The sequence below is a fragment of the Streptomyces sp. BYX5S genome (genome assembly GCF_054724165.1).
This window is the reverse complement of record NZ_CM138829.1, coordinates 3,801,800-3,828,667: the sequence shown is the minus strand read 5'-3', so window position 1 is coordinate 3,828,667 and position 26,868 is coordinate 3,801,800. Positions and strand designations below refer to the sequence as shown.

General features: G+C 72.4%; 21 protein-coding genes. 3 read left to right on the top strand and 18 right to left on the bottom strand.

The window, feature by feature from the left end; all coding sequences use genetic code 11:
* From ACYBSK_RS17420 to rpmB, 18 genes are all read right to left on the bottom strand, one after another.
* Positions 1–678 (bottom strand): PIG-L deacetylase family protein, encoded by a 678-nt coding sequence (locus tag ACYBSK_RS17420; RefSeq protein ID WP_457478023.1) that lies wholly within the window; start codon positions 676–678, stop codon positions 1–3.
* Positions 675–1,469: a glycosyltransferase family protein gene (locus ACYBSK_RS17415; protein ID WP_457478022.1), complete on the bottom strand. Its 795-nt coding sequence runs from the start codon at positions 1,467–1,469 to the stop codon at positions 675–677. The genes ACYBSK_RS17420 and ACYBSK_RS17415 overlap by 4 nt, the downstream gene beginning before the upstream one ends.
* Positions 1,466–2,716, bottom strand: a complete 1,251-nt coding sequence (locus ACYBSK_RS17410) for a class I SAM-dependent methyltransferase (protein WP_460246753.1) — start codon at positions 2,714–2,716, stop codon at positions 1,466–1,468. The genes ACYBSK_RS17415 and ACYBSK_RS17410 overlap by 4 nt, the downstream gene beginning before the upstream one ends.
* Positions 2,713–3,939, bottom strand: coding sequence for a glycosyltransferase (locus tag ACYBSK_RS17405; protein WP_460246752.1), 1,227 nt, complete (start codon positions 3,937–3,939; stop codon positions 2,713–2,715). Before ACYBSK_RS17405 ends, ACYBSK_RS17410 begins: the two co-directional genes overlap by 4 nt.
* Before the next feature lie 2 nt (positions 3,940–3,941).
* A complete protein-coding gene (locus ACYBSK_RS17400) occupies positions 3,942–5,216 on the bottom strand; it encodes an O-antigen ligase domain-containing protein (RefSeq protein ID WP_460246751.1) in 1,275 nt (424 codons plus the stop codon).
* Position 5,217: 1 nt separating this feature from the next.
* Entirely contained in the window at positions 5,218–6,750 is a 1,533-nt protein-coding gene (locus ACYBSK_RS17395; protein ID WP_460246750.1) for a right-handed parallel beta-helix repeat-containing protein, read from the bottom strand.
* Between the two features lie 14 nt (positions 6,751–6,764).
* A complete protein-coding gene (locus ACYBSK_RS17390) occupies positions 6,765–8,705 on the bottom strand; it encodes a heparinase II/III family protein (protein ID WP_460246749.1) in 1,941 nt (646 codons plus the stop codon).
* Positions 8,702–10,882, bottom strand: a complete 2,181-nt coding sequence (locus ACYBSK_RS17385) for a bi-domain-containing oxidoreductase (protein WP_460246748.1) — start codon at positions 10,880–10,882, stop codon at positions 8,702–8,704. Before ACYBSK_RS17385 ends, ACYBSK_RS17390 begins: the two co-directional genes overlap by 4 nt.
* A gap of 19 nt (positions 10,883–10,901) precedes the next feature.
* The gene (gene asnB / locus ACYBSK_RS17380; RefSeq protein ID WP_460246747.1) at positions 10,902–12,836 is read right to left on the bottom strand and encodes an asparagine synthase (glutamine-hydrolyzing); all 1,935 of its coding nucleotides are present in this window, start codon (positions 12,834–12,836) and stop codon (positions 10,902–10,904) included.
* A 3-nt stretch (positions 12,837–12,839) separates the two neighbouring features.
* Positions 12,840–14,360 (bottom strand): Wzz/FepE/Etk N-terminal domain-containing protein, encoded by a 1,521-nt coding sequence (locus ACYBSK_RS17375; RefSeq protein WP_460246746.1) that lies wholly within the window; start codon positions 14,358–14,360, stop codon positions 12,840–12,842.
* Entirely contained in the window at positions 14,357–15,724 is a 1,368-nt protein-coding gene (locus ACYBSK_RS17370) for a Wzz/FepE/Etk N-terminal domain-containing protein (RefSeq protein WP_457478013.1), read from the bottom strand. The genes ACYBSK_RS17375 and ACYBSK_RS17370 overlap by 4 nt, the downstream gene beginning before the upstream one ends.
* Positions 15,721–16,974, bottom strand: coding sequence for a glycosyltransferase family 4 protein (locus ACYBSK_RS17365; RefSeq protein ID WP_460246745.1), 1,254 nt, complete (start codon positions 16,972–16,974; stop codon positions 15,721–15,723). The genes ACYBSK_RS17370 and ACYBSK_RS17365 overlap by 4 nt, the downstream gene beginning before the upstream one ends.
* 13 nt (positions 16,975–16,987) lie before the next feature.
* Positions 16,988–18,316, bottom strand: coding sequence for a nucleotide sugar dehydrogenase (locus tag ACYBSK_RS17360; RefSeq protein WP_460246744.1), 1,329 nt, complete (start codon positions 18,314–18,316; stop codon positions 16,988–16,990).
* 71 nt (positions 18,317–18,387) lie between these two features.
* Positions 18,388–19,911, bottom strand: coding sequence for a sugar transferase (locus ACYBSK_RS17355; RefSeq protein ID WP_457478010.1), 1,524 nt, complete (start codon positions 19,909–19,911; stop codon positions 18,388–18,390).
* 563 nt (positions 19,912–20,474) lie between these two features.
* Positions 20,475–22,475 (bottom strand): beta-N-acetylhexosaminidase family protein, encoded by a 2,001-nt coding sequence (locus ACYBSK_RS17350; protein WP_460246743.1) that lies wholly within the window; start codon positions 22,473–22,475, stop codon positions 20,475–20,477.
* A gap of 157 nt (positions 22,476–22,632) precedes the next feature.
* Complete coding sequence (locus tag ACYBSK_RS17345) at positions 22,633–24,465, bottom strand: SpoIIE family protein phosphatase (RefSeq protein ID WP_460246742.1); 1,833 nt, start codon at positions 24,463–24,465, stop codon at positions 22,633–22,635.
* 149 nt (positions 24,466–24,614) lie between these two features.
* The gene (rpsN, locus tag ACYBSK_RS17340) at positions 24,615–24,920 is read right to left on the bottom strand and encodes a 30S ribosomal protein S14 (RefSeq protein ID WP_460246741.1); all 306 of its coding nucleotides are present in this window, start codon (positions 24,918–24,920) and stop codon (positions 24,615–24,617) included.
* Positions 24,920–25,156, bottom strand: coding sequence for a 50S ribosomal protein L28 (gene rpmB / locus ACYBSK_RS17335; RefSeq protein ID WP_457478006.1), 237 nt, complete (start codon positions 25,154–25,156; stop codon positions 24,920–24,922). The genes rpsN and rpmB overlap by 1 nt, the downstream gene beginning before the upstream one ends.
* A 95-nt stretch (positions 25,157–25,251) precedes the next feature.
* Between rpmB and rpmG the strand changes: the two genes are divergently transcribed.
* From rpmG to ACYBSK_RS17320, 3 genes are read left to right on the top strand one after another with little or no spacing between them, the layout of a single operon-like run.
* A complete protein-coding gene (gene rpmG, locus ACYBSK_RS17330) occupies positions 25,252–25,416 on the top strand; it encodes a 50S ribosomal protein L33 (RefSeq protein WP_460246740.1) in 165 nt (54 codons plus the stop codon).
* A 32-nt stretch (positions 25,417–25,448) separates the two neighbouring features.
* Positions 25,449–25,703 carry a type B 50S ribosomal protein L31 gene (locus ACYBSK_RS17325; RefSeq protein WP_457478005.1) on the top strand — a complete coding sequence of 85 codons (255 nt, stop codon included), beginning with the start codon at positions 25,449–25,451 and terminating at the stop codon, positions 25,701–25,703.
* Complete coding sequence (locus tag ACYBSK_RS17320; protein WP_460246739.1) at positions 25,703–26,857, top strand: CobW family GTP-binding protein; 1,155 nt, start codon at positions 25,703–25,705, stop codon at positions 26,855–26,857. Before ACYBSK_RS17325 ends, ACYBSK_RS17320 begins: the two co-directional genes overlap by 1 nt.
* Positions 26,858–26,868 lie beyond the last annotated feature (11 nt).

Sequence of the window (26,868 nt, the reverse complement as noted above, 5' to 3'; positions counted from 1 at the left end):
TCAGTCCCCCAGAGTGAGGGCGCCCGCGGTGGCGGCGCCCAGGTCGAGCGTGAGTTTGGTGACGGCGAACGCCTCGGCGTAGCGCTCGTGGCATTCGATGCCGCGGATCCGGGCGAGGCCGAGGAAGGCCTCGCGGTCGTACCAGGGACGGTGCCGCTGCGAGGCGTAGTGCTCCTGGAGCAGCCGCACCTTGTCCTCGGCGGTCTGAGGTGTCAGCGGCTGGTACGCGGACATCCGGCCGAGGTCGCCGTCCCACTTGACGATCTCGTAGCCGAGCACGAGGTGGTCGCGGAACGCGGTGGGGATCAGCCGGGCGAGGCCCCGGTGGTCCTGGTGGGCGTCGTCGGCGCGCGGGGCGAGGACGAGGTCCGGGTCGCCCTGCAGGCGCAGTTCCTCGACGGCGGACTTGGCCTCCTCCCAGTGCGCGGGAAAGCGCCCGTCGGGCAGCTTGTGCACGGTCAGGCGCAGGTCGGCGCCGGGGCAGAAGGCGGCGAGCGCGGCCCGCTCCTCCTGCTCGCGCTCGCTGCCGCCGCCGGTGAGCACCAGGGCGTCGACGCGCAGGCCGGGCCGGGCCCGGCACAGCGTGAGCAGCGTGCCGCCCGCGCCGATGGCGATGTCGTCGCAGTGCGCGCCGACGGCGACGATCCGGCCGGGGCGGCCGGCCGCGAGCCGGATCACGCGCTCACCCCCACGCCGTCGCGCTCCCACACGGCCCACGGGCGCTCGCCGCGCGCGTATCCGGCGTCGAGCGCGGCGCGCTCCTTGACGGTGTCGGTCGGCTTCCAGAAGCCGCGGTGCTGGTGCGCCACGAGCCGTCCCTGCTTGGCGAGTCGGGCGCAGCCGTCGGCGACCAGGTCGCCGTTCTCGGGGATGTGGTCGAAGACTTCCTGGCGGAGCACGAAGTAGCCGCCGTTCTCCCACAGCGGCATGTCGCTGACGGCGGTGATGCCGCCGACGAGACCGTCCTCGCCGAGGTCCACGCAGTGGAAGGAGGACTGCGGCGGCACGACCATCATCGACGCGCCGGCGTCGCGCTGGGCGAACCGGTCGATCATGTCGGGGAGATGGGCGTCGGTGAGGACGTCGGCGTAGTTGGCGAGGAACATCTCGTCGCCGTCCAGGTGGTGGCGGACCCGGCGCAGGCGCTCACCGATCGGCGACTCGATGCCGGTCTGGGCGAACGTGATCGTCCAGTCGGCTATGTCGTTGGACAGCAGCTCGGCCCGGCCGCCCCGGAGCACGAAGTCGTTGGACGTCGTCTCCTCGTAGTTGAGGAAGAAGTCCTTGATGTGGTGCGCGCCGTAGCCCAGGCACAGGATGAACTCCTTGTGCCCGTAGTGCGCGTAGTAGCGCATGACGTGCCAGATCAGCGGGCGCGGGCCGACCATGGCCATCGGCTTGGGCACGTCGTCGGACGACCCGTTGCGCATCCGCATTCCGTAACCGCCGCAGAACAGGACGACCTTCATCGCTGGACCTCGCCATCGCTCGGCTCGACAACACTCAGTTCCGGGATGGGGAAGACCAGACGGCCGCCCCAGTCGTGCACATAGCTCAGCTGCGCGACGAGCTCGTCGCGCAGGTTCCACGGCAGGACCAGGACGTAGTCCGGCTTGTCGACGGCGATCTGCTCGGGCGGCAGGATCGGGATCCGGGTGCCCGGCGTGAACCGGCCGTGCTTGTACGGGTTCCGGTCGACCGTGTAGGCGAGCAGGTCGGGGCGGATGCCGCAGTGGTTGAGCAGCGTGTTGCCCTTGCCGGGCGCGCCGTAGCCGACGACCGTCTTCCCCTGCTCGGCCGCCTCGATGAGGAACTTGAGGAGGTCGCGGCGGACCTTGGCGACGCGCGCGGAGAACTCGGTGTACCCGGACAGCTCCTGGAGCCCGGCCGCCTTCTCCCTGGCGAGCACGTCGGCGACGCGCTGCGAGGGCTCCCCCGCCACCTCGGCGGGGCGCGCCCACAGCCGGATGGAGCCGCCGTGGGTGGGCAGCAGCTCGACGTCCACGAGCGCGAGTCCGCCGCTGGCGAGGGCGCGGATCGCGGAGGCGACCGTGTAGTACTGGAAGTGCTCGTGGTAGATCGTGTCGTACTGGTTCTCCTCGATGAGGGTGAGCAGGTGCTGCACCTCGATGGAGACCCAGCCGTCGTCGGCGACCAGGGTGCGCAGCCCCTGCGTGAAGCCGACGACGTCGGGGATGTGCGCGTACACGTTGTTGGCCGCGACCAGGTTCGCCGGGCCGTGCTCGGCGCGCACCGCGGCGCCGGTCTCGGGCGAGAGGAACTCGGTGAGCGTCGGCACGCCCTTGTCGCGCGCGGCGGCGCCGACGTTGACGGACGGCTCGATGCCCAGGCAGCGGATCCCCCGGTCCACCACGTGCTTCAGCAGATAGCCGTCGTTGCTGGCGACCTCGACGACGAAGGCGTCGGCGCCGAGTCCGGCCCGCTCCACGGCGTCGGCGACGTAGGTGCGCGCGTGCTCGACCCAGGACGTCGAGAACGAGGAGAAGTACGCGTACTCCTTGAACGTCTCCTCGGGTGTGATCAGCGGCGGGATCTGCGCCAGCCAGCAGTCGGTGCAGACCCGCAGGTGCAGCGGGAACGCGGGCTCCGGCGCGTCCAGCCGGTCCGCCGCGAGGAAGCTCTCGCACGGAGGCGTCGCCCCCAGGTCGACGACGCTCGCCAGCGTCGCCGAACCGCAGAGTCGGCATCCAGTCATTTACTGCCCCCCATTGTTTCGTCCCCCATTGATTCCGACCGGCCCGCGATCACGGCCCGGTACTCCTCTTCCAGGCGGGCCAGGCCGACGGCCGGGCTGAAGCCCCGCTCGTACCGGCGTCTGGCCGCCAAACCCATCTCCCGGTTGCGCCCCGGCTCCTCGGCGATCCCGCGCAGGCAGGACGCGAGCGAGGTGCGCTCGCCCGGCCGGTGCAGCAGCCCGGTCGCCCCGTCGTCGACGAGTTCGACGAAGGCGCCGTGCCCGGAGGCGACGGCCGGCACCCCCGCCGCCATCGCCTCCGCGACGACCAGGCCGAAGGTCTCCGGGGCCAGCGAGGGCGCCACCACGGCGACCGAGCGGGCGACGGCCTTGCGTACCTCGTCCGGCTCCAGCAGCCCGACGAAGCGCACGTCGTCGCGGCCCTGCGCCCACGCCCGCACCTCACGTTCCAGGGGCCCCGCGCCGGCCAGCACGAGCGGCACCCCGACGCCGCCCTGCGCGGCGACCATGTCCCACGCGGCCATCAGCACCCGCACCCCCTTGGCCTCCGCGAGCCGCCCCAGGTACAGCAGTTGCTCGCCGTCGCCCTCCCGGCGCGCGCCCGGGTCGGGAACGAAGTTGTGCTTCACCGTCAGCAGGTCGGCGGGCATCCCGGAGCTCACCAGCAGGTCCCGCTGCGCCGCGGAGATGCAGAAGAACCGCTCGACGCCCGACCACCAACGCCGCCGGTTGACCGACAGGTTGACCGCGAGCGGCACCGTCGCGAGGCGTGAGTCGCGGTAGCAGCCGTGCCGGACGGCGGGCAGCGGCACCGATGAGCCGACGCACTCGGTGCACAGCCGGCCGTCCCGCTGGAGCGTGCCCGGCGGGCACACCTGGTAGTAGTTGTGCAGCGTCGCCACGGCGGGCACCCCGGCGTCGGCGCAGGCGGTGAGGACCGAGGGCGACAGCAGCGGGAACACGTTGTGGACGTGCACCACGTCGGGCCGCTCGGCGCGCAGCCGGGCCGTCAGTTCCTTGCGGACGGCCGGGTTCCAGGGCACGAGCAGCGGGACGGCGACCTTGCCGAGCAGCGAGCGCCCGGCGATGTCGTCGCTGCGTCTTTCGAACCGCTCGACGTGGTGGCCGGCCGAGCGCAGCAGCGCGACCTCCTCGTCGACGACGCGGTTCTCCCCGCTCGGCTGCCCCGACGAGTAGTAGTTGTGCACCACGAGCACGCGCATGGTCACATCACCTCCCGGTCCCGGGCCCAGCGCGGGACACGTCGTCGGGGCACCGCGGGCGTCGGGAACGGGCCCGCGGCGGTCGGGGTCGCGAGGAGCGTGGCGGCGAGCGCCAGGTGCAGCAGATACGGCGAGGCGTCGCCGAGCCCCGCCTCGGTGTACGAGGAGAGCGCGACGTAGCTGATGAGGAAGATCGCGCAGGCCCGCGGCAGCGACGGCGGCCGCAGCAGCGCGACGCCGCCGAGGACGAGCACGACGGCCGCGACGAGGGTGACGCCGATCAGCCCCTGCTCGTTGTAGGCGGCCAGCCAGCTGTTGTCGATGGGCAGCCCGCCGTACGACTTGTCGCCCATGCCCGTACCGAAGAACTGCTCGGAGCCGGTGCGGGGCGCGGAGAGCAGGGCGTCCCAGACCTTGGCGCGGCCGGTGAGGCTGGTGAAGTACTCCTGGGTCTGGCCGCGCAGGAACCACGCCTGGAGCGCGGAGGCGAACCCGACCGCGGCGATCGTGACCACCAGCACCGCCCACCCGAAGAACCGCCGGGCCGCCGCGCTGGTGAGCAGCAGCGAGCAGATCGCGAGGGTGAGCCCGGCGAGCAGGCCGACCGTGGCGGTCCGGGTGTGGGTCATCGCGAGCAGCGCGAGGCAGGGCACGATGACGATCGCCGCGCTGGTCCGGTCGACCTGACGGCCCACCAGGAGCAGCACGGTCAGCCCGATGATCACGGCGGTGTACTGACCGATCTGCGGCGGGGTGAGCGGCCACAGCGCGCCGACGAGCCGCCCGCCGTACAGCTCGGGCATGGCGGCGCCCGGGGAGATCGCGAGGCCCGCGACCACGGACACGAGGATCCCGGCGTACATCCGGATGTGGTAGCGCACGAACCGCAGGCTGCCGTCCCACCAGCAGGTGAGCAGCCACAGCGTGGCGACGAAGAGGGCGAGGCGGCCGCAGCGGAACAGGGCGCCGGCCCCGACCTGTTGGTGCACGGTCGAGATCAGGCTCGGCACCAGCAGCAGCGTCAGCAGGAACACGAAGGTGCTGGGCTTGATGCGCAGCCGGGGGTTGAGCGCGAGCGCCAGCGCGAACGCGGCGGCGAGCGAGCCCATGGTGATCAGCTGGATGAGGGAGCGCGGCAGCGGCACGATGGTCTTCGCGCCCGCGGAGCCCAGCGTGTTGATACCGAGGAGCAGCCAGACGATCCCGACGGCCTTGGGGGTGCGGGGTGCGGCGCGTTCCGCCACGGCCGTCTCGGGTGTGCCGGACATCTGGGCCATGTCAGCCACCGGCCTTTCCGAAGGTGCTGCCCTTGTCCTGCTTGTAGGGGGCGCCCTGCCACTCCCCGCGGTCGACGACCTTGCTCTGGTCCTCGACGACGAACGTCCACGACCCCAGGTACGTGTTGTCGTGCCAGCGGTTGTCCTGCTCGCGGGTGATGGCCTCGCCGACCTTGGTGGCCTTGTACGGGGACCACTTCGGATAGGTGCCGTAGAGGGAGAGGATTCCCATCCGGTCGCACTTCTGGGTGCACTTGACGACGGCCTTGTCGAGGACGAAGCGGTTGTCGTGGATGTCGACGCGCTGGGTCTTCCACCGGCAGTCGTCGTAGAGCGGTGCCTTGGCGATGGCGGGCTGCTTGCAGGTCTTGGTGTCCTTGACGAGCAGCGTGCACTCACCGGTGGAGGTGTTCGCGGGGCTGTTGCAGAACCGGTTGGAGTTCTCCCACAGGGTGATGCCGTTCCAGTTGTTCTCCAGCAGGTTCCCGTAGATCTCCAGCTTGTCCGTGCGGGCCTTGACCCGGGGTTCCCCGCCGGCCTCGGAGACGTAGACGGTGCCGTAGGGGAAGCTGTCGCCGCGCGCGGCGGACTTGCGGCTGCCGACCAGGTTGTTGTGGCGCATGGTGTTCTTGCGGATGATCGCGTTGTAGCTGGTCTCGTACATCAGCGCGGCGCCGTCGTTGTCCTCGAAGAGGTTGTCCTCGATGAGGAAGTCGTTGTTGTTGTTGTCGGCCCAGAAGCCGGCGCCGCGGTTGTCGTGGACCCAGTTGCCGCGGATGTCGGCGCCGTTGACGGCCCAGAACTTCATGCCGCCGGTGCAGCCGCAGCCCGGTTGCCTGCGCTCCCAGTCGTCGGTGTTGTTGCCGACGATCTCGTTGTCCTCGACGACGAGGTCGCGGGCGGTGTCGCCGTCCTTGTAGCCGTTGATGCCGTACTGGCCGTTGTCGCGCAGGCAGTTGGCGCGGATCTGCTGGCGGGCGCCGGTCATCATCCCGGCTCCGGCGTTGCGCTGGATCGTCGAGTGCTCGATGATCCAGCCGTCGGCCGAACCGTGGTTGACGACGCCCTCGTTCTGCGGCGGGACGAAGCGCTGCACGGTGAGGTGGCGGATGACGACGTCGGGGGCCTGGCCGCCGAAGGCGTACTGGTTGACCTTGCGGCCGTCGAGGACGGCGCCGGGCGCACCGAGGTAGCGGTTGCCCTTCTTGGGGATGACCTGGGCGTAGCGCGCGGCCTCCAGGCGGTGGGTGCCCGGCCGCAGCCAGAACGTGGTGCCCGCCGGGTGGCTCTCGGTCTTCGCCGCGAGGTCGTTGAGCTTCTTGGGGTCGACGGTCACCGCGCCCTTCGGCGCCTTCTCGGGCCCGGGTTCGGGCTTGGCGCACACGCGGGCCGCGGCGGAGCGGGAGCCGGACTTGGTCGGCGAGGCGCTCGGCTTCGCCTCCTCGTCGGGCGAGCCCGTGCAGGCGGTCGCCGCCATCAGGACCAGCGCCAGCGGTGCCGCGGGCCACGCCCAGTGCCGCCACTTGATACCCACGTGTGTCCTCCCTCCTAGCCCTGGAACCTGAGCACGGTCGTGAACTCCCCCGCGCCGTCCGTGGATCCGGTGCCGACCAGCGTGGTGGCGGGCTCCTTGCGGCCGAACCCGGCGGAGTACCAGCCGAGCGGCGGCGTCATCTCGCCGCGGTGCGCGCGCCACCGGAGCTGTCCGGGCAGGTCCAGCACGGCGGAGCGGTCCTCGCCGTCGCGGGTCCAGGTGAGCCGCGCCCGATTCCCGTCCTCCAGTTCGGCGGTGATGTCGGGGCCGAGATGGAACGCGAGGCGGGCGTCACGGCCCGGCCCGCTCACCTCGTCCACGATGCGCAACTCCGCACCGTCCGGTGCGAGTTCGGCCCGGCGCCGGTGCACGGAACCCTCGTAGCCGTCGTGTTCGGCACGCCAGCGTCCGGCCCCCGCCTCGAGGACGCGGGTGCGGGCGTGCCGGGTCCACAGGAACGGTCCGCCGGAACCGGACTGGTCGGCGCCGTCCAGCTCCAGCGTGTTGTGGCCGAGCGTCGAGCGGAAGTACTGCCGCCACTCGGGCTGACCGTGGTAGCAGTACGTCCCCGGGTCGGCCAGTACGTCGACGCCGTTGTGCCGGACCTCCACGGACAGCGCGTCGGAGTGGGCGTGCGCGGCGATGGACAGGAAGCCGTGCGGTCCGCCGTCGCAGCGGCACCAGACCTCCCCCGTGTCCCCCGCGCCGCGCAGGACGGTGAGCCCCGCGTCGGCGAAGTGGGCCGGGCGGGCGGCGGGCCGCCGCACGGCGGGCGCGCCGGGCTTGATCAGTGCGGCCAGCAGCGGCGTGCGGACATCGCTGCCGGGCACGGCCGGCCACCAGTCGAGGCGCCCGAAGACGGCCTCCCCGGTGGCGAGGAGCGAGCCCCAGCGGTCGGTGCCCGGGGCGTCGACGACCAGGCCGTGGCCGTCGTCGGCGTCGCCCTGGCGCGGTGGCCGCAGCCGGTCGTCGACGACGGCCGCGAGCGCGTCGGTCATCCGCAGCAGCACGATGCGTACGGTCGCGGGGACCGGTACCCCGGCGGCGTCCGCCTCGGCGAGCGCGGCGAGGCCCAGTTCCAGGACGAGGCCGTGGTACTCGGAGGCCAGCTCGCGGTTGATGCCGGAGTGGAAGGTGTTGGACCGCAGATGCCGGTCGAGGGACTTCAGGGCGCCCGCCCGCCAGCGCGCCGACGACGGGAACCAGTCGAACGCGCAGGACGCCGCGAGTTGCCCGGCCGCCTCGGCGATCACGTGGTTGTTCGCCGACGAGCCGCGGCTCGGGAAGGCGGCGAGCCAGCGCTGGTGGTGCCAGATCTGGTTGATCGCGACCGGATTGTCCTCGAACAGCTCGGCCGCGCCGGCCCAGCCGTCGAGCAGCCTGCGCACCCACACCCAGGAGATGAGCCGGATGCCCAGTTCGATGCCGCTGATCCAGTGGACGCCGCGCAGCGGCGGGTTGGCGGCCCACCAGGAGCGCAGATGCTCGGCGACGCGCTCGGCGTACCGCTCGTTGCCGGTGAGCGCGTAGGCGGCGGCGAGCTGCGTGAGGTACTGGTGCCGGGACGGCTCCCAGATCTGCTTGATGTCGCCGACCACGTCCTCGTCCCGGTACGGCACGCCGAAGGCGTAGCCGAACGGCGCGCGGCGGCCGGTCTTCGGGTCGTACCACCAGTCCGGGTCGACCATGTCGTCACGGACCACGCCGAAGTACTCGGCGTGCCCGTACATCAGCCGGTCCGCCTCGGTGATCAGGCGTTTCGCGGCGTCCGGCGGCACGGCGGCGACCGTGCCCGCGGGCAGCGCCGCGGTGAACCGGGCGCCGGGCACCGGCGGGCAGGTGGGCCGCGCCGACCGCCAGCGCCGCCTGCGCACGGTGTCGGCGACCCGGCCCGCGACCTCCTGCGGCCCCATCCGGGACAGGCGCCGCAGGTACCAGCCCACGCTCATCGTCATCGCGTCTCCGCCAGGGTCACCGGGGCGCCGCCCGCGAGGCCCGCCTGCACGGCGAGGGTGGCCGCCGTGGTGGCGACGAGGGACTTCAGCGGCACCGGCATCGGGCCGCCGGTGCGCACGGCCCGTACGAACGCGGCCAGTTCGGCGTTCTGCCCCTTGTCGCGGGCCTTGGGCAGCCGGGAGCTGACCCAGCGCTTGCGCCCGTAGACCGAGGCGCGCACGAAGTCGTCGAGGCGCAGCGCCTTGCCGTCGGCGACCAGGTCGAGCGTCTCCTTCGGGAAGGCGGCGGGGCCGGTGGTGACGTAGCTGATGGTGGCGGTGGAGCCGTCCGGGTAGCGGAGCACGACCTGGAGGTCCTCGTTGCCGGCCGGGGCGGTGGCGTACACGGAAACCGGGTCGGCGTCCAGCAGCCAGCTCGCGGTGTCGATGAAGTGCCCGCCCTCACCGGCGAACCGGGAGCCCTCGGTGCCCTGCTGGAGGTACCAGCTGCCGTGGTCGAGACGGCCCGCGTTGACGAGGTACCGCAGGTGTGCCGGGCCGCTGCGGGCGCCGAAGCGGGTCCGTGCCTCGCGCAGCAGCGGCGAGAAGCGGCGGTTGAAGCCGACCTGGAGCCGGTCGTTGCCGGACTCCTCGACGGCCGCGAGGACCCCGGCCAGTTCGTCCTCGCCGAGGGCGAGGGGCTTCTCCACGAAGACGGTCTTGCCCGCGAGGAGGGCCTTGCGGGTGAGGTCGGCGTGCGAGCTGTGCCGGGTGACGACGAAGACCGCGTCGACGGCGGGGTCGCCGAGGACGGCGTCGAGGTCGGTGGTGGCCGCGGTGAAGCCGAACTTGCGCTGCGCGTTGGCCGCGGACAGCGCCGTGGTGGTGACGACCGTGGACAGCTCGACGCCCTCGCGCTGGGCCAGGTGCGGCAGCAGCATCGACGACGCGTAGTTCCCGGCGCCGACGAAGGCGAGGCGTACGGGTGTCTTCGCGGCGCGGGACGGGCGCGGCTTCGTGGGTGCGGGCACGGCGGGCACGGCGATCTCCGGGGCCGCCGCCTCCTCGGCCGGCTGCTCGGGGTACTTGAACAGCACGGCGACGGCCTTGAGTTCGCCGTCCTTCAGGCTCTGATAGGTCTCGACGGCGTCGTCGAAGTCGGCGACGTGGGAGACGAGGGGCTCCACGTCGACGCGGCCGCGGGCGACGAGGTCGAGGAAGCAGGCGAGGTTGCGGCGCTCGGTCCAGCGCACGTAGCCGATCGGGTAGTCGCGGCCCTCCAGCTCGTACTCCGGGTCGTAGCGGCCGGGTCCGTAGCTGCGCGAGAAGCGGACGTCGAGTTCCTTCTCGTAGTACGCGTTCCAGGGCAGGTCGAGGCGGCACTTGCCGATGTCGACGACGCGGCCGCGGTCGCGGCAGAGCCGGGCGGCCAGCTCCACCGGCCCGTTGCTGCCGCCGCCCGCCGCCAGGTACACCTGGTCGACGCCGTGGCCGTCGGTGAGTTCGGCGACGGCCGCCTCGACGGCCGCGGACTCGGGGTCGCCGCAGGCCACGGCGCCCTGTCGCTCGGCGAGTTCGCAGCGCGCCGGGTCGGGGTCGACGCCGACGACGCGGACACCGGAGGCGGTCAGGAGCTGCACCACGAGCTGCCCGATCAGGCCGAGGCCGATGACGAGCGCGGACTCGCCGAGTCCCGGCGCGCCCTGCCGTACGCCCTGGAGCGCGATCGAGCCGACCGTGCCGAAGGCGGCGTGCCGGGGCGCGAGGCCGTCCGGCAGCGGGGCGTAGAGGTTCTTCGGCACCCAGTTCAGCTCGGCGTGCAGCGCGTGCTCGTTGCCCGCGCAGGCCACCAGGTCGCCGACCTTCACGTCGTCGATCCCGGCGCCGACCTGCTCGACCACCCCGCACAGCGAGTAGCCGAGCGGTGTGTAGGAGTCGAGCTTGCCCATTACCTTGCGGTAGGTGGCGGGCACCCCGTTGGTGGCCACGGACTGCATGACCTTGGCCACCTGGTCGGGGCGGGAGCGGGCCTTGCCGAGCATCGACATGCCGGCCTCGGACACCTTCATCATCTCGGTGCCCGTGGAGATCAGCGAGTAGGCGGTGCGGACCAGCACCCCGCCCGGCTTGCAGCCCGGCACCGGCACGTCGAGCACGGCCAACTCGCCGCTCTTGTAGTTCTGAACAACTTGCTTCACGCGAACTCCCCTGAGATTCCTATGCCGTTGGCCGAGTGCTCGGTGCGGACCCAGAGGTCGCGTCGCGATACCAGTACTCGAGCGTCAGTACGTGCCACAGATGCTTGGAGTAGTCGCTCTGTCCGGCCGCGTCGGCCGCGGCGAGCCGCTGGAGCGCGTCGCGGCGCAGGAATCCGGAGCGGACCAGTTCCCCGTCGTTGATCACCTCGCGCACCAGCGGCGCCAGGTCCCGGCTCATCCAGGCCCGCAGCGGGGCGCTGAACAGCCCCTTGGGCCGGTAGACGATCTCGCGGGGCAGGATCGAGGTGGCGGCCTCCTTGAGGACGGCCTTGCCCTGCCGAGCGACGATCTTCTGGTCGCCGGGCACCGTGAACGCCGCCTTGACCACCTCGACGTCCACGTACGGCACCCGGACCTCGGTGGAGGCGGCCATGCTGGAGCGGTCCGTGTACGTGAGGTTGAGGCCCGGCAGGAACATCCGGGCGTCCCCGAGGCACATCCGGTTGACGAAGTCGTCGAGGTCGTTGTCCTCGTAGGTGTCGGCGTGCTCGGTGAGCACGTCGTCGACCGTCCCCGCGAGGTCCGGGTCGAGCAGGGAGACCAGCTCGGCCCGGTCGTACATGGTGTAGCTGCGCCGGAACGCGGTCTCCTCCGGCAGGTCGGCGAAGGACAGGAACCGCTTGGCGAAGCGGACCGACCGCAGCCCCCGCTTGGACGTGGCGACCGGCAGCCGGTCCACTGCCGCCGACACCCCGCGCCGCACCGGCCGCGGCACCCGCTGGTAGCGCAGCGCGATCAGGTTGGCGAGGTGCTTGCGGTAGCCGGCGAAGAGCTCGTCGGCGCCCATCCCGGAGAGCATCACCTTGACCCCGGCCTCGCGGGCGGCCGTGCAGATCAGGTAGGTGTTGATCGCGGCGGGGTCGCCGATCGGCTCGTCCAGGGAGTACGTCATCCGCGGCAGCAGGTCCAGCACGTTCGGCGCGATCTCGATCTCGTGCAGGTCGACGCCGAACCGGGCGGCGACCTGCCGGGCGTAGCGCAGGTCGTCGGGCATCGCCTCGAACTTGGCGTCCTCGGCGCGGAAGCCGATCGTGTAGGCGGAGATGCCGGGCTGGTGGCGGGCCGCGAGGGCGGTGAGGTAGCTGGAGTCGAGGCCGCCGGAGAGGAAGGTCGCGACGGGCACGTCGGAGAGCAGGTGCCGCTTGGTCGACTCCTCGACGATGGCGGCGAGGTCCGGCTTCTCTCCGGCGCGGGCCCGGTCGCGGCCCTCGGCGGCGACGTCCTTCAGGTTCCAGTACCGGCCGCGCTCGACCTGTCCGTCGGGCCGGAAGCGCATCCAGCTGCCGGGCGGCAGCTTCTCCGCCTCGCGGTACGCGCAGCGCGAGTCCGGCACCCAGTAGTACAGGAGCGAGGCGACCAGGGCCGCGTGGTCCACCTCCAGCTTTCCGCCGGTGGCGGAGGCGAGCGCCTTGAGTTCGGAGGCGAACACCAGGCCGCCGCCGCGCCGCAGCAGGAACAGCGGCTTGATGCCCAACTGGTCGCGGGCGAGCACCAGTTCACCGGTGCGCTCGTCGAAGATCCCGAACGCGAACATGCCGCGCAGGCGGGGCAGGCAGTCGGTGCCCCAGCGCCGCCAGGCCTCCAGGAGCACCTCGGTGTCGGAGGTGCCGCGGAAGCGGACCCCGGCGCCCTCCAGTTCGGCGCGCAGCTCGGGGGCGTTGTACAGCTCGCCGTTGTAGGTGAGGGCGAGGCCGTCCGAGACCATGGGCTGGGCGCCGGTCTCGGACAGGTCGATGATGGCCAGCCGGCGGTGTCCCAGCTGCACCTCGCCGTCGCCGACGGGGTGGCCGTAGCGGCCCGCCCCGTCGGGTCCGCGGTGCGCGAGGGTGTCGGTGAGCCGGTCGGTGACGACCTTCCCGTCCGGCCACCGGTAGGTGCCTGCGATGCCACACATGTGCTAGCGACCCTCCTGGTCGTTGTCCGCGCCTCTTGCCGCCCACGCGGGCTTGCGCTCGGTGCGTCGCTGACTCGCCCCGTTGTGCCGGGCCGGCCGCTCGCCCCTGCCGCGCAGCGCGGTGTGCAGGCCGTCCCAGAGCGTGCCGTCGGTCCGGTCCCGGGGGTCCGGGTCGATCAGCACCACGCCGAGCACGGGGATGCGCTGCTCGGCGAGCTGACGCGCCACGGTGTGCAGCCAGGCGGCGCTGCCGTGCCCGGCCCGTACGACGAGCACCGTCCGGGTGCCGAGGTACTGGAGGTCGGTCCACGCCGTGCCGGGCGCCACCGAGCCGACGCCGATGGCGCGGTCCTGCGGGGACACCGCGCCGGCGTGCTCGCCGCTGACGACGGTGGGGTCCCCCGGCTGCGCCTGGCGGCCGGACAGCTGCGGTCCGGGGAGCCCGTCGACGAGGACCACCGGGCCCTCCGCGGCGAGTTCCCGGGCGAGGTCCAGCGCGATCAGGCTGGTGGCGTGCGCGCAGCCCAGTTCGAGCAGGGACAGCGGTTCCCCCGAGCCGCGCGTGGCACGGCTCAGGGTCGCGGTCAGCCGCTCCCGGGTGACGCGGGTGCGCCCGCGCCGCCACGGGCCGCCGGAGCGGCGCGGGAGTTCCGCGATGACGGAGGCGCCGAGATGGGCCGAGATGTCCCGGCGCAGCACGGGGCGGTCCGCGACCACGGAGCCGACGGCGGCGAGCGCGAGCCCGAGGACGAGTCCGAGCACGAGCCCGATGGCGCCGTTGACGGCCGCCGACTTCGGCACGGACGTCTCGACCGCGCGCGGGGCGTCGACGATCTGCGTGCCGGCGATCACCTTGGGTGTGCCGGTGCGGGCCTCGGCGGCGCGCTGGTCGAAGTCGGCGATCCGCGAGTTGAGTTCGGCCCGGCGGGCGAACAGCGTCTCGATGCCGGCCGAGTCCGTGGGCTCGGTCTCGGGCGACCGGTCGCCGATCTCCTTGTTGACGCGGGCGAGTTCGTCGCGCATCCGGTCGCGCTGGTCGAGCAGCGCGTCGGACTCGGCCTTGGCGGCCGCCCGCATCCGGTGGACGTGGTCCGCGATGAAGGCGTCGGCGAGGGCCTTGGCCCGGTCCACCGCCTGCGCGTCGTCCTGCGCGGTCACGTCGATCTGAAGCACGTTGTTGGTCAGCCCGGTGCCCCGGTAGTCCCGCAGGAAGTCCTCGGGGCGCTCCGGTGACTTGAGGGTCTGGAGGGCCTCTCTGGCGATGCGGGTGGTGGCCAGCACCTCGACGTCGGTGCGGATCAGCGTCCCGGTGTCGTTCGGCTGGTCCTCCTGGTGCGCGACCAGCACCTTGGTCACCGCGGTGGGCGGCGGCGGCAGCAGGACCGCGACCGCCATGCCGATCAGCAGGCCGAGCAGCGCCGTCGCGGTCCACAGGCGGCGGCGCCTGCGCACCGCCACCACCAGGGCGTGCAGGTCGAACAGCGGGGTGGCCGCCGACGACTCGGTGGTCTTGCTCGTCGTCATGCCGAACCTCCCGTCATGTGGCCGCGCACCGCGAGGGCCGGGGTGGCGTGGTCGGGTGTCTCCTCCACGGGCCGGGCCGGGTGCGCGAGGACCGGTCCCGCGACGACGATGCCGACGATGTCGTGCCGGCCGTCGGCGCACGCCCCGGCGATCCCGGCGAGTTCCTCCGCGGTCCAGCTGCCGGCGCTGAGGACGACCACGGCGCCGGACTCGGTGCCGCGGTCCGGGACGATCGGCCGGTCCACCGGGACCACGACGGCGCGCAGCAGCGGATCGCCCTTGGCCTCGGCGACGAGCTGTCCCGCGGCCTGGAGGGCGAGTTCGTCGCCGTCCGGGACGACGGCCAACAGCCGGCGCGGGGCGGGCAGTTGACTGCGCAGGCGGGCGCACACCCGCCGGTAGCGGGTCCGCCGGGCCGCCTCGTCGCCCGAGCGCTGCGGGGCGGGCACGTCCCACCGGGTGTCGGTGCCGAGCACCCGGCGCAGCCAGGCCCGCCGGCCGCCGCCGCGCGTCCGGTGCGTACGCAGGTCGCCGGGGACGTCGACGGTGCCGAGGAGGGTCGAGCCGAGCGCCGCGGCGATGTCCGCCTCGGTGCGCAGCCTGCGGTTCATCCGTGCGGCGGTGAGATGGCCGATGACGGTGAGCAGGAAGAACAGCAGAGCGCCGCCGACGACGAGGTGGAGCCTCGTCGGCGGCGCCTCACCGGTCGGCTTGGCCGCGGGGCCCATGACGACCAGGGCGGCCTTGTCCGTCGCCGGGTCGGCCTCCTCCAGCTTCTTCATGGCCTCCTCCAGCGAGGTGCGCAGCTCCTCCAGCTCGGTGCGGGCCTGGACGCTCTCGACGGTCCGCCCCGGGTCGGCCGCGTTCGCCAGTTCGGTGATGCGGCGGTTGGTCTCCTGCACCTTCTTGCGCAGTGCCTCGGGACCTCCGGCCGCGTCCTCGTCGGTGGCGGCGCCGCCCGCGATCCGCTCGGAGAACGCGACGAACTGCTGGGCGGTGCGGTCGGTGAGCTGCTGGGCGCGTTTCGGGGTCTCGGCGGTGCCCGAGATCGTGATGATGTTCCCGTCGGCCTTGGCGCTCACCCGGTCCTTGAGGTCCTTGCCCTCGACGCCGCTCCAGCCGAGCTTGGCGGCCACCCGGTCGGTCACCGAGGAACTGGTGGCGACTTCGGCCTGGGTGAGCAGCTCGCGCTCCTCCCACTGTCCCGGCAGCAGCACCGACGCCGACGCCGTGTACTTCGGCGGGAACACCACCGAGGCGCCGAGGCCGACGAGGGCCCCGAGCACCGTGAGGACGACGAGCAGCCGCCACCTCCTGCGCAGAATCCGGCCGATCGTCACCAGGCGGATCGTGTCGTCGTTCAACGCCCCCGCCTCCTCCTTGCCGAGGGCGGGCCGTCGGACGGCACCGGGATGCGGCCGCGGCAGGCGGCGGCGTAGGCGGCGAGCAGCGCGGTCTGCGAGTTGCGCCAGCTGAGCGGACCGCCGATCCGCTCCTGGCCGATCTTGCCCATGCGGGCCCGCTGCTCCGGGTCGTCCAGCAGCCGGGCGACGAGCGCCGCGAACTCGCTCTCGTCGTTGGCACGCGCGTAGACGGCCGCTTCACCGGCGGAGACACGGGCCTCGCGCAGATCGAACGAGACGATCGGGCGGCCCATCGCCATGTACTCGAGGACCTTGTTCATGGTCGACACGTCGTTGAGCGGATTGCGCGGGTCCGGGGACAGGCAGACGTCGGCGGTCGACAGGTAGCGCACCAGGTCGGCGTCCGGGATGCGCCCGGTGAACTGGACCTGGTCGTCGAGCCCGAGTTCGCGGGAGAGCTCGACCATCGCGTCGAAGGCGTCGCCGGAGCCGACGAACACCGCGTGCCAGTCGGTCCGCCCCTGTTCGTCGCGGAGCTTGGCGAGGGCCCGCAGCGCGTAGTCGACACCGTCCTGCGGCCCCATCACGCCGAGGTAGCACAGCAGATGGGACTTGCCGCGCTTCAGCTCCGGCTCGGGCGGCACCGGCTGGAACCGCTCGATCGCGGGCGCGCTGCGCACCACGAAGACGTCCTCGGGCCGCTTGCCGCCGCGGCGTACCGCGACGTCGCGGTAGCTCTCGTTGGTGGCGAGCACGATGTCGGCGCTGCGGTAGGTGCGCCGCTCCAGTGCGCACACGGCCCGGTAGAGCAGGTCCTTGCCCCGGTCGAACCGGGACAGGTACAGCTCCGGCACCAGGTCGTGCTGGTCGAAGACGAAGCGGGCGCCGCGCCGCTGGAGCCACCGCGCGGGCAGGAACAGCAGGTCGGGCGGGTTGCACGCGTGCACCACGTGGACCGGTCCGACCTTGCGGACGAGCCGGGCGGTGTGCCACAGCGCCGAGCCGTACTCCCGCAGGTAGCCGGCCGGTCCTCCGGTGGCCGCGGTCAACGGGTAGCGGTGGATCCGCACCCCGTCGATCACCGTCTCCGGTTCCGTGTCCCGTTTCGTGCCCTGCGGGCAGATGACGTCGACCGTCCAGCCCGCGTCGCGCAGGGTCGTGCACTCCTGCCACACCCGTCGGTCGAAGGGCACCGAGAGGTTCTCCACCAGGATCAACGCGCGTCCGGCCGGCCCTTCGCCGCCTGTCACGTCGTCCTTTTCGTTACCAAGCAAGTCCCGTGTACCCCGGTTCGGCCCGGCGCTCTTCGGCGTCGGGAAGGCGGATGAGGTCGACGACCGCCGGGCCGCCGCCGTGAGGCAGCGCGTCCAGCACGGCCGGATCTCTGGTTCCGATGAGGCACACGTCGGCGTGCTCGATGACCTCGTCCACGGAGTCCGCGAGGAGCTGCGCGAGGTGCGGCAGCCGGCTCTCGATGTACTCGCGGTTGGCGCCCATCAGCCGGGAGAGGCTGACGTTGGCGTCGTAGATCCGCAGGTCGTACCCCTTGCCGAAGAGCCGCTCGGCCAGCTCGACGAGCGGGCTCTCGCGGAGGTCGTCGGTGCCGGGCTTGAACGACAGGCCGAACAGGCCGACCTTGCGCTTGCCGGTGCGCTCGACGAGCTCGACCGCCCGCTGGAGGTGGTCGGCGTTGGAGGCGAGGACGTGCGCGAGGATCGGCACGGAGACGTCGGCCCGCTGCGCCGCGTGCACCAGGCTGCGCAGGTCCTTGGGCAGGCAGGAGCCGCCGAAGGCGAAGCCGGGGCGCAGATAGGCGGGGCTGATGTTGAGCTTGCGGTCGGCGAGGAACACGTCCATCACCTGGTGCGAGTCCACGCCCAACGCCTGGCAGACGGCGCCCAGTTCGTTCGCGAAGCCGATCTTGAGACCGTGGAACGAGTTGTCGGCGTACTTGATCGCCTCGGCGACCGGGACCTGTACGCGGAACACCTCGCCGGGCAGTCCCTCGTACAGCGCGGCGACCACGTCGCCGCTGGCCTGGTCGAGTTGGCCGATGACGGTCTTGGGCGGGTCGAAGAAGTCCCGCACGCTCGTGCCCTCGCGCAGGAACTCCGGGTTGACCGCGACCCCGAAGTCGACGCCGGCGGTGCCGCCGACGCTCTTCTCCAGGATCGGCACCAGCAGGTTCAGGCAGGTGCCCGGCAGCATGGTGCTGCGGAACACGACCGTGTGGCGGCTGCCGCCCTGCTCCTTGCGCTCGGCCAGCGCGGCGCCGATCTGTTCGGCGACCCGCTCCAAGTACGTGGTGCACAGGCTGCCGTTCGGCTCCGACGGTGTGCCGACGCACACCAGGGACACGTCGCTGCCCAGGATCGCCTCGCGGACGTCGACGGTGGCGCGCAGCGCTCCGCTGTCGACGACCTCGGCGGTGAGTTCGCCGATCCGCTCCTCGACGACCGGCGCCTTCCCTGCGTTGACCAGGTCGACCTTGGCCTGGTTGACGTCGACGCCGATGACCTCGTGGCCCTGGCCCGCGAGGCACGCGGCCGAGACACACCCTACGTAGCCCAGCCCTAAGACGCTGATTCTCATGACCCGTTCCTCCCCCTCGGCGGACCCTTGTGGCCCGCCGTCCGTACGCCGCCGAAGCGGCGCCCCCCGGTTCAATACGCCCCCTGCCCGTGGAGCACGGCACGCAGCGTCTTCCACAAGATCACCGTGTCCAGGGCCAGCGACCAGTCCTCCACGTACCGCAGGTCGAGGCGGACGGCCTCTTCCCACGGCAGGTCACTGCGTCCGCTGATCTGCCACAGGCCGGTGAGTCCGGGCTTGACCAGCAGCCGCCGCCGGATGTCGGGTCCGTACGCGGCGGACTCCTCCGGCAGTGGCGGCCTCGGGCCGACGAGTGACATCGACCCGCTCAGTACGTTGAACAGCTGCGGGAGCTCGTCGAGCGAGTACCGGCGCAGCACCTGCCCGACCCGCGTCACCCGCGGGTCGCGGCGGAGCTTGAACAACAGGCCCGCGCCCTCGTTGTGCTCGGCGAGGACGGCGCGTTCCTGGTGGGCTCCGACGACCATGGTGCGGAACTTGAGGATGGTGAACTCGCGCCCGTCCTTGCCGACGCGGCGCTGCCGGTAGAACACCCCGCCCCGGCTGTCCGCGAGGACGGACAGGCCGACGAGCACCATCACCGGCGCGAACAGCAGGATCAGCAGGGCCGCGCCGAGCCGGTCGACGACTTCCTTGATGGCCCGGCGTCCTCCGGTGAAGGCCGGCATGCTGACCCGCAGCAGGGGTATCCCGAGCACCGCGTCGACGTGCAGCCGCGGTCCCGCGACCTCCATCAGCACGGGCGCCACGACCATCTCGGCGTCGCTGCCCTCCAGGTTCCAGGCGAGCCGCTGAAGCCGCTCCGGGGTCCAGTACGCGTCCGGGGTGACGGCGACGACGCGGTAGCCGTCGCGGGACACGTGGCTCGCGACGTCCGTCAGGGAGCCGACGACCGGCACCCCGTCCAGCCGGTCGCCGCCGGGACCGTGTCCGTCGGTCGTGCACACCGCCTCGACCTGCCAGCCGATGTGCGGGAACTTGCGGGTCCTGGTGATGAGGTCGCGCAGCGTGTCCGGGCTGCCCGCGGCGAGCACCGGCCGCAGGCAACGTCCTTCCTTGCGCTGTTTGTGGAGCCACAGGCGCAGCAGATAGCGCGCGGTCATGGTGACGAGCGCGATCGCGGGGATCGCGACGAAGATCCACAGCTTGATGTTGCGCGAGGTGAGGGCGATCCCGCCGAGCGCCAGCACGACGGTCGCCGCGAACAGCGAGCGTCCGAGCCGCCGGAACTCCTCGGCGCCCTGACCGAGGACGGCCGGGGCCCAGGAACGGCTCACCGCGAGCGCTCCCAGCACCAGCAGTTCGGTGCCGAAAGCGAGGATCTTCCACTTCTCGTGCCAGTTGGCGGCGTCCCGCACTCCGAAGAAGCCGCCGAAGGCGGTCACCACCAGGGCGGTCGCCAGGGTGTCGCTGATGATCACGATGCGCCGGTAGCGCTGTTCCCAGTCGCTCGCCGGCCTGCGCAGTGTCCCGTTCGCCCGGCGTCCGTGCGCCGGTGGAAACGGGCTGACTAAGTCACCTTGCTGAACCGCGCCGTCCTGGTCACCAGCGGGTTCGACGTGCTCGCCCAACACGGTTACTCCCCCCTCGGAGGCCCCCCGGCCTCCGCGCTGTTCCCCTCCTCGGGAGACCCCCCGGCCCCCGCGCCGTGCTGCTCCTCCCCCCGGGAGGTCCCACCCTCCCGCGCATGACATCCGGCTTTTCCAGCGCTTGTTGTCGAGCTGTCCGCTCAGTCGGCGGTACGTCCGCGGAGACCCGGGGCGCTCCCCGCACCCCGGCCCCTGTCGGGCATCAAGAAACGATCACCCCCCTGTCGGCTCCGGCGACGAGACGGTCAACTGCCCGTCGCTGCAACGCAATAGATCGTCATTTGTCGCTTCGTGTCCTGCATGCGAAGCACGGTCAATCTAGACCATTGAGCCCGCCCATAGAGAGGGATGTGTGGAATTTGTGGTCAAGGTTTGAAGTTGGATACATGTACCGGTCAACTCCTGTACGTGGCCTGTTTGTTACCCCATCCCGCCTGACCTGCGCCTACGGGCCTCCATCGGCCCTGTGGAGCCACCGCCTCCTCGACCCGATTCACAGGAGAACGCCCGCCCCGGGCGTGCGCCGGGGCGGGCGTAGCGGAGTGCGGTCACATCTGTGGTGCGCGTGCGATGAAGGTGTCCAGCACACCGTCGGCGACCTTGACCGGTCCCTGCGGCCGGGTGGTGCCGGGGATGGTCGTGATGGCTCCGGCCTGCTCGGCGAGTTCGGCGGCCTTGGCGAACTCGGCTTGTCCGTCACCGGAGTTGAGCCTGGCGCGCAGTCCGTCGAGGGTGGCGTTCAGCGATCCGCCCCACAGTTCGAGGGCGTCGAGCCACGGCTTCGTCTGCGCCAGAAAGGCCGAATCCGGTACCCCGGCACGGATCCGCTCGGGCGCCCCGGCCAGTACGTCGGCGTAGGCGGCCAGCTTCCGCAGCGCGGACCGCCGCTCGGCGCGGGACCCGCCGTCCCACGCCTCGCCGAACTCCTGGAGCCGCGCGGCGAGTTCGGGTGCCTGCGGCTGCCAGGCGGTGTCGCCGAAGGTCGGCGCGAGGTGTTGGGTGTCGAAGAAGGCCAGCAGCGCCCGGGAGGTGTCGCGGTCCCCGCCCGCCAGGTAGTCGGCGGAGGCGCGCCAGGTGCGGCCCGGGTCGTAGTCCTCGTCGTTCCAGGCGAAGGACGCGCCGCCGAAGAGGGCGACCTTGCTCGGCGCGGCCTGGTTCATCGGGTTGAGCACGATGCCGCTCAACTCCTCGTGCAGCCCGGCCTCCCGCTTGTCGTACGGGGCCATCAGCAGCCGCCCGGTGGTCTGCCCGTAGTCGTTCACCGGGTAGTTGTCCCAGAGGAACACCTTGCGGCCCCACACCGTGGACGCGGCCTTCGCGTCGGCGACACTGATGGCGGGCGGCACCACGTCGGTGCCGGTCCACTGCACGACGACCTCCGGGTCGAGCTGCTCGCGCAGCACCGACTTGTACGCCGAGTCGGCCGTGTCGGAGTACTCCGTGGGCACGAACTGGAGCGGCTTCGCGCCGTCGTGCGTGTCGATGAAGTCGTGCTGCACCGCGTTGAGCAGATCGGTCTGCGCCTGCCCCGCGGCGGCCCGGCCGGGGGCGCCGTACTTCGCCTCGTCGGCCGCGCAGTTCCACTTGGTGTAGCTGATGTCGTCGAGCGCCACGTAGAAGCCGCGCGCGCCCTGGTCGTAGAGCGAACCGACCTTCTCCTTCAGCGCCTTGACGTCGTCGGGGTCGCTGTAACAGATCGACAGGCCCGGGGAGACGGCGTACGTGAAGTCGACGTGGTGGGTGGCGGCCGCCTCGATCAGCTCACGCAGATCGGCGAGCTTGTCGGCGGGATAGGGGGTGCGCCACTTCTCCCGCAGGTACGTGTCGTCCTTCGGGGTGTAGATGTACGTGTTGGCCTTCACGTCGCCGTAGAAGGCGAGTTGGTCGAGGCGGTCGCTGTGGGACCAGGGTGCGCCGTAGAAGCCCTCGATGCTGCCGCGCAGCGGCATGCTCGGGTGGTCGGTGACGGACACGGCCGCCAGGGTGCGCTTGCCGGTCACCAGCTGGCGCAGGGTCTGGGCGGCGTAGTACACGCCGTCGCCGTCGTTGCCCGCGAGGACCACGGACCCGCCTCCGGCGGCGCTGCGGGAGGCCAGCGAGTAGCCCTCGGCGACCAGGGTGTCGGGCACGGTGCCGCCCGCGGCCTTCAGGGCGGCGGCCACGGCGGGGTCCTTGACGGAGCCGACCACGACGGTCAGCGGGCCCCGGCCGGAGCGGGCCGCGTCAGCGGCCTTCACGGTGTCGACGGAGCGGGCTCCGGCCGATCTCAGGGCCCGCTCGACGACGGCCACGGTCGCGTCGTCGACGTCCGGCCCGAGGACGAGGCGCACGCGGTCCGGCACCCGCAGATCGCCCCCGGTGGATCTCATGTGCTGCGGGGTGGGGGTGACGACGGGCAGCCGCGCCGAGGTCGCGGCGCCGGTCCTGGACGGCGCTTCGTCGAGCGCCTGGGCGGGTCCGGCGGCCGTGCCGAGCGTCAGCAGCAGGGCCGCGCCGGCCAGAAGGGGGCGGGGAAGGCGGGGACGACAGGACGGTTGACTTTCGGGCATGCGAGAACTGCACCTCCGCGTCAGTGGACCATCACGTTCCGGTGAGGGAACGTGGTCTAAACCACCACCCCTCGATGCCGGTGTCAAGATCCCGTGACCGGGTGGTGAGTTGAACGGCGGTTCCGTCCATTTCCCGCCGCGCGCAGGGGCGTTGCGGTCACGGTTCCTCCGGACCGTCCTCGTCCACTTCGAACCACACCGTCTTCCCCTCCGGCTCGGGCCGCAGGTTCCAGCGGTGGGCCAGCAGGTCGAGGAGGACCAACCCCCGCCCGGAGGAGGAGAGTTCGCCCGGGGCGCGCCGGGCCGGCACCTCGTCGCTGCGGTCGGACACCTCGACGCGCAGACAGCGGTGGCCCTCGGTGCCGTGGATGTCGGCGCGCAGGACGGCCGCCTGGTCGGTGTGGACCAGTACGTTGCCGAGCAGTTCGGAGGCGAGCAGCAGGACCGTGTCGACCTGCTCCGGGCGGTCCCAGTCGTGCAGCAGGCCCTGGAGTTCGATCCGGGCGTCGGCGAGGCCCTGCGCCTGGTCCTGTTCGAGGGTGAACCGCAGGTTGCGGCCGGGGCCGTCCGCGTGGTCGGCGGAGGGGTCGCGGCGCAGGAGCACCAGCGCGATGTCGTCCTCGGTGAAGGAGGTGACGGAGCGGTCGCCGGGGTGCGCGGACTGCGGGGCGACCACCGCGTTCAGGAGCCGGTCGGCGAGGCCGTCGATGTCGTCCGGGCCACCGGGCGTCAAAGCGCCCCGGACCCGGAGCCAGCCGGAGTACATGTCGTGGCCGCCGGACTCGATGAGGCCGTCGGTGCACAGCATGAGGATCTCGTTCTCCCGCAGCGTGAGCACGCTGACCGGGTAGTTGTCCTCGCCGAGGCCGAGTCCGAGCGGCAGCCCGCCGCGCACGTGTTTGAGCAGACAGGTGCCGTCCGGCAGCCGCAGCACGGGGTGCGGGTGCCCGGCGCGGGCGATGCGGAGCATGCCGCTCGCCGGGTCGGCCTCCAGGTAGATGCAGGTGGCGAAGCGGTCCTCGTCGAGCGAGGCCAGGAAGCGGGAGGCGCGCACGAGGACGGCGTCGGGGCCGTGGCCCTCGGCGGCGTAGGCGTGGATGGCGGTGCGCAGCTGGGACATCAGCCCCGCCGCCTGGACGTCGTGCCCCTGGACGTCGCCGATCACCAGGCCGAGGCGCCCGCTCGGCAGGGTGATGCTGTCGAACCAGTCGCCGCCGACCATGAGCCCGCCACCGGTGGGCACGTAGCGGGCGGCGACGGTGAGGCCCTCCGGGCCGGGTCCGACGCGGCCCATGCTGCTGCGCAGGGCCTGCGACAGGGCATGGTCGGCCTGGCCGTCGTAGCTCTGCTCGATGCACTCGCCGAGCAGCCGGGCGAGCGCCACCAGGAAGCTGCCGAGCCCCTCCGTCACCTCCACCGGGGCGCCGAAGGCCGCCATCCACACCCCGGTGAGCTGGCCGTACGTGGTGATGGGCAGGAAGGCCCACGCCTCGTGCCCCTCCCGGCCGGCGGACGCGTCGGCGGCCGGGAACCGCTCCCGGTACTCCCGCGGCGAGGTCAGCACCACGGGCCGCCCGGTCCTCGCCACCTGCGCCGCCGGGTGGGCCGCGTGCAGGGGCAGCCGGAACGTGGCGGGCTCGTCCGCCTCCAGGCCGAGCCGGCCCACGCAGTGCAGCACTTCCCGGTCGGACCGGAAGACCGCCTGCCCGTGGACCGGGAAGCCGTCGTCGGCGAGCCGCGCGATCAGGGTGAGCGCCTCCCCCAGCGAGGTGACGCGGGCCAGGGCCTGCCCGGTGACGAGCAGGTCGGTGTCGCGGTGGCGGGCGCGCGGCGTCCGCTTCCCGGCACCGGGTGCACCGGACGCCGGTCCCGCCAGCCGGTTGAGCCCCTCGACCTGCCGCACCTCGGCGTCGTGCCCCTCGGGTTGCCCGTCGTCCTCGCGGCCCTCGTGGCCCTCGTCGAGGTTTTCGTGCTCGCGCCCGCCACCCACTTGCGGCACTCCCCTCGGCTCGACGCACTCCGGCTCCCCCATGGTCCGCCGTCCGACGCACCCGCGCCTGCCCACGCGGGCCGTTCCGGGGTCCACGCAGGGCGCCCCACCTGGGCGGATGCCCGGTGGGGCGGATTCGCGCGGCTACGTCACCAGGATGACTTCGTCACCCCCGGCAGATGTCCGGCGTGCGCCTCCGCGCGCAGCCGCACCCGCGAGAGGCCGAACTTGCGGACGTGGCCGCGGGGCCTGCCGTCCACGCTGTCGCGGTTGCGGACGCGGGTGGCGCTGGCGTCGCGCGGCTGGCGGCGCAGCTCCGCGAGGGCGGCGGCGCGGTCGGCCTCGGAGGTGGCGGGGCGGCGGATGATCTCCTTCAGCTCCGCGCGCCGGGCGGCGTACCGCTCGACGACGGCCTTCCGCTTCTCGTTCTTCGCGATCTTGCTCTGCTTCGCCATCAGACCTTCCCCCCTCGCGCGCGGATCCGGGCGACCGCCGCCTCGATCCCGATGACATCGACCGTCTTGACTCCCCGGGCGCTCAGGGTCAGCCGCACGGTGCGCCCCTCGCTGGGCAGCCAGTAGCGCTTGCGCTGGATGTTCGGGTCGAAACGGCGCGAGGTGCGCCGGTGCGAGTGGGAGATGCGGTTGCCGAAGCTCGGTGCGGCTCCGGTCAGTTGGCAGTGGGCGGACATGCCACCCCTCTCTGTCGTGTGTGCGGTCGTACGTGTCGCGGTCCGCGACCCGGTCCCCTTATTGAACATGGAAACCATTGCCATATACTAGCGGCATGGCACGCAACGAACTCCGCCCGATCGTGAAAATCCGCTCCACCGCGGGCACGGGCTACACCTACGTCACCCGCAAGAACCGCCGGAACGACCCGGACCGCCTGGTCCTGCGCAAGTACGACCCGGTGGCAGGCCGGCACGTCGACTTCCGCGAAGAGCGCTGAACACCCACCGCCCCGAACCCCTGGAGTCCGCCATGAAGCCCGGCATCCACCCCGCCTACCGGCCCGTCGTCTTCCGTGACAAGGCCGCCGACTTCGCCTTCCTGACCCGCTCGACGCTCACCAGCGAGCGCACGATCGAGTGGGAGGACGGCCACACCTATCCCGTCTTCGACGTCGAGATCTCCTCGGCGAGCCACCCCTTCTACACCGGCACCGCCCGCGTCATGGACACCGCGGGCCGCGTCGAGCGCTTCGAACGCCGCTACGGCCGTCGAGAGGCGCGGTGATGGGGGACGTCGACCGGCTGCCCGTCGTTCTCGTCGGCGGGCTGCACAGCGAAGCCCGCCGCGAGGTGGTCCGGGGCCTGCTGGAGGCGGTGCCGTCCAGCGTGGCCCTGCACCACGACCTCAGCACCGCCCCGTCGGGGACCGTGACCCGGACCGTGCGAAACGTGTCCGGTGAACTCGGCCGCGGCGAGGCGCCGTTGGTCAACGACTGCGCCTGCTGCGCCCTGCGTGAGGACCTCGTCCCCGAGCTGGAACGCCTCGCGGGCGACGGCCTGACACGGCTCGCCGTGGTCGAGCTGTGGGACTCCGTGGAGCCGCAGGCCATGGCGGACGTGGTCGCCGCGCACGGGGCGCCGCTGCTGCACCTGACCGGTGTCGTCACCGCCGTCGACCCCGCGCTCGTGCTGCCCTACCTCGGCAACGGCGACGACCTCGCCGAGGCGGGCCTCGCGGCGGCCGCCGCGGATCAGCGCACGGTCGCGGACACCTGGGCCCGGCAGCTGGAGTACGCGTCCGTGATCGCCGTCGTCGAGAGCCCGGAGGCGGACGACGAGGACCGGGCGCTGCTCGCCCAGCTGCACCCGACGGGGCGGCAGGTGGCGGCCGGGTCGGACGAGCTGGCGCGGATCGCGCGCGCCGGGTTCGACGTCGAGGCGGCCCGCACCGCGCAGCACCCCGCCTGCGCCCGGCTCCCGCAGGAGGCGGAGGAGGCCGGGGTCGGCACCCTCGTGTGGCATCGGCGGCGGCCGTTCCATCCGCAGCGGCTCTTCGACGCGCTGGAGGACCTGTGCTGCGCCGCGGCCCGCAGCCGGGGGCGGTTCTGGCTCGCCGACCGGCCCGACACCCTGCTGTCGTGGGACGCGGCGGGCGGCGCGCTCGGCGTCGACGACTGCGGGCCCTGGCTGCACTCGTTGCCGGACGCCGCCTGGGAGTTGGTGCCGCCGGAGCGGCGCGCGGCGGCGGCCGTCGACTGGCATCCGGAGCACGGCGACCGCTGCCAGCACCTCGTGTTCACCTCCCCCGCCCTCGACCGGGAGGGACTGTCCGCCCTGCTCGACTCCTGCCTGCTCACCGACGACGAGTACCGCGCGGGCCCGGCCGGCTGGAGCCGGCTGCCCGCCGCCTTCGACCCGCTCCTCGACCCCGCGCGCTGACCCACCCATCG

What these genes read in the sequence shown, in the direction of transcription:
- ACYBSK_RS17415 (WP_457478022.1), bottom strand. Translation starts at nt 1,469, where the DNA reads ATGAAGGTCGTCCTGTTCTGCGGCGGTTACGGAATGCGGATGCGCAAC.
- ACYBSK_RS17410 (WP_460246753.1), bottom strand. Translation starts at nt 2,716, where the DNA reads ATGACTGGATGCCGACTCTGCGGTTCGGCGACGCTGGCGAGCGTCGTC.
- ACYBSK_RS17405 (WP_460246752.1), bottom strand. Translation starts at nt 3,939, where the DNA reads ATGCGCGTGCTCGTGGTGCACAACTACTACTCGTCGGGGCAGCCGAGC.
- ACYBSK_RS17400 (WP_460246751.1), bottom strand. Translation starts at nt 5,216, where the DNA reads ATGGCCCAGATGTCCGGCACACCCGAGACGGCCGTGGCGGAACGCGCC.
- ACYBSK_RS17390 (WP_460246749.1), bottom strand. Translation starts at nt 8,705, where the DNA reads ATGACGATGAGCGTGGGCTGGTACCTGCGGCGCCTGTCCCGGATGGGG.
- asnB (WP_460246747.1), bottom strand. Translation starts at nt 12,836, where the DNA reads ATGTGTGGCATCGCAGGCACCTACCGGTGGCCGGACGGGAAGGTCGTC.
- ACYBSK_RS17375 (WP_460246746.1), bottom strand. Translation starts at nt 14,360, where the DNA reads ATGACGACGAGCAAGACCACCGAGTCGTCGGCGGCCACCCCGCTGTTC.
- ACYBSK_RS17360 (WP_460246744.1), bottom strand. Translation starts at nt 18,316, where the DNA reads ATGAGAATCAGCGTCTTAGGGCTGGGCTACGTAGGGTGTGTCTCGGCC.
- ACYBSK_RS17350 (WP_460246743.1), bottom strand. Translation starts at nt 22,475, where the DNA reads ATGCCCGAAAGTCAACCGTCCTGTCGTCCCCGCCTTCCCCGCCCCCTT.
- rpsN (WP_460246741.1), bottom strand. Translation starts at nt 24,920, where the DNA reads ATGGCGAAGCAGAGCAAGATCGCGAAGAACGAGAAGCGGAAGGCCGTC.
- rpmB (WP_457478006.1), bottom strand. Translation starts at nt 25,156, where the DNA reads ATGTCCGCCCACTGCCAACTGACCGGAGCCGCACCGAGCTTCGGCAAC.
- rpmG (WP_460246740.1), top strand. Translation starts at nt 25,252, where the DNA reads ATGGCACGCAACGAACTCCGCCCGATCGTGAAAATCCGCTCCACCGCG.
- ACYBSK_RS17325 (WP_457478005.1), top strand. Translation starts at nt 25,449, where the DNA reads ATGAAGCCCGGCATCCACCCCGCCTACCGGCCCGTCGTCTTCCGTGAC.
- ACYBSK_RS17320 (WP_460246739.1), top strand. Translation starts at nt 25,703, where the DNA reads ATGGGGGACGTCGACCGGCTGCCCGTCGTTCTCGTCGGCGGGCTGCAC.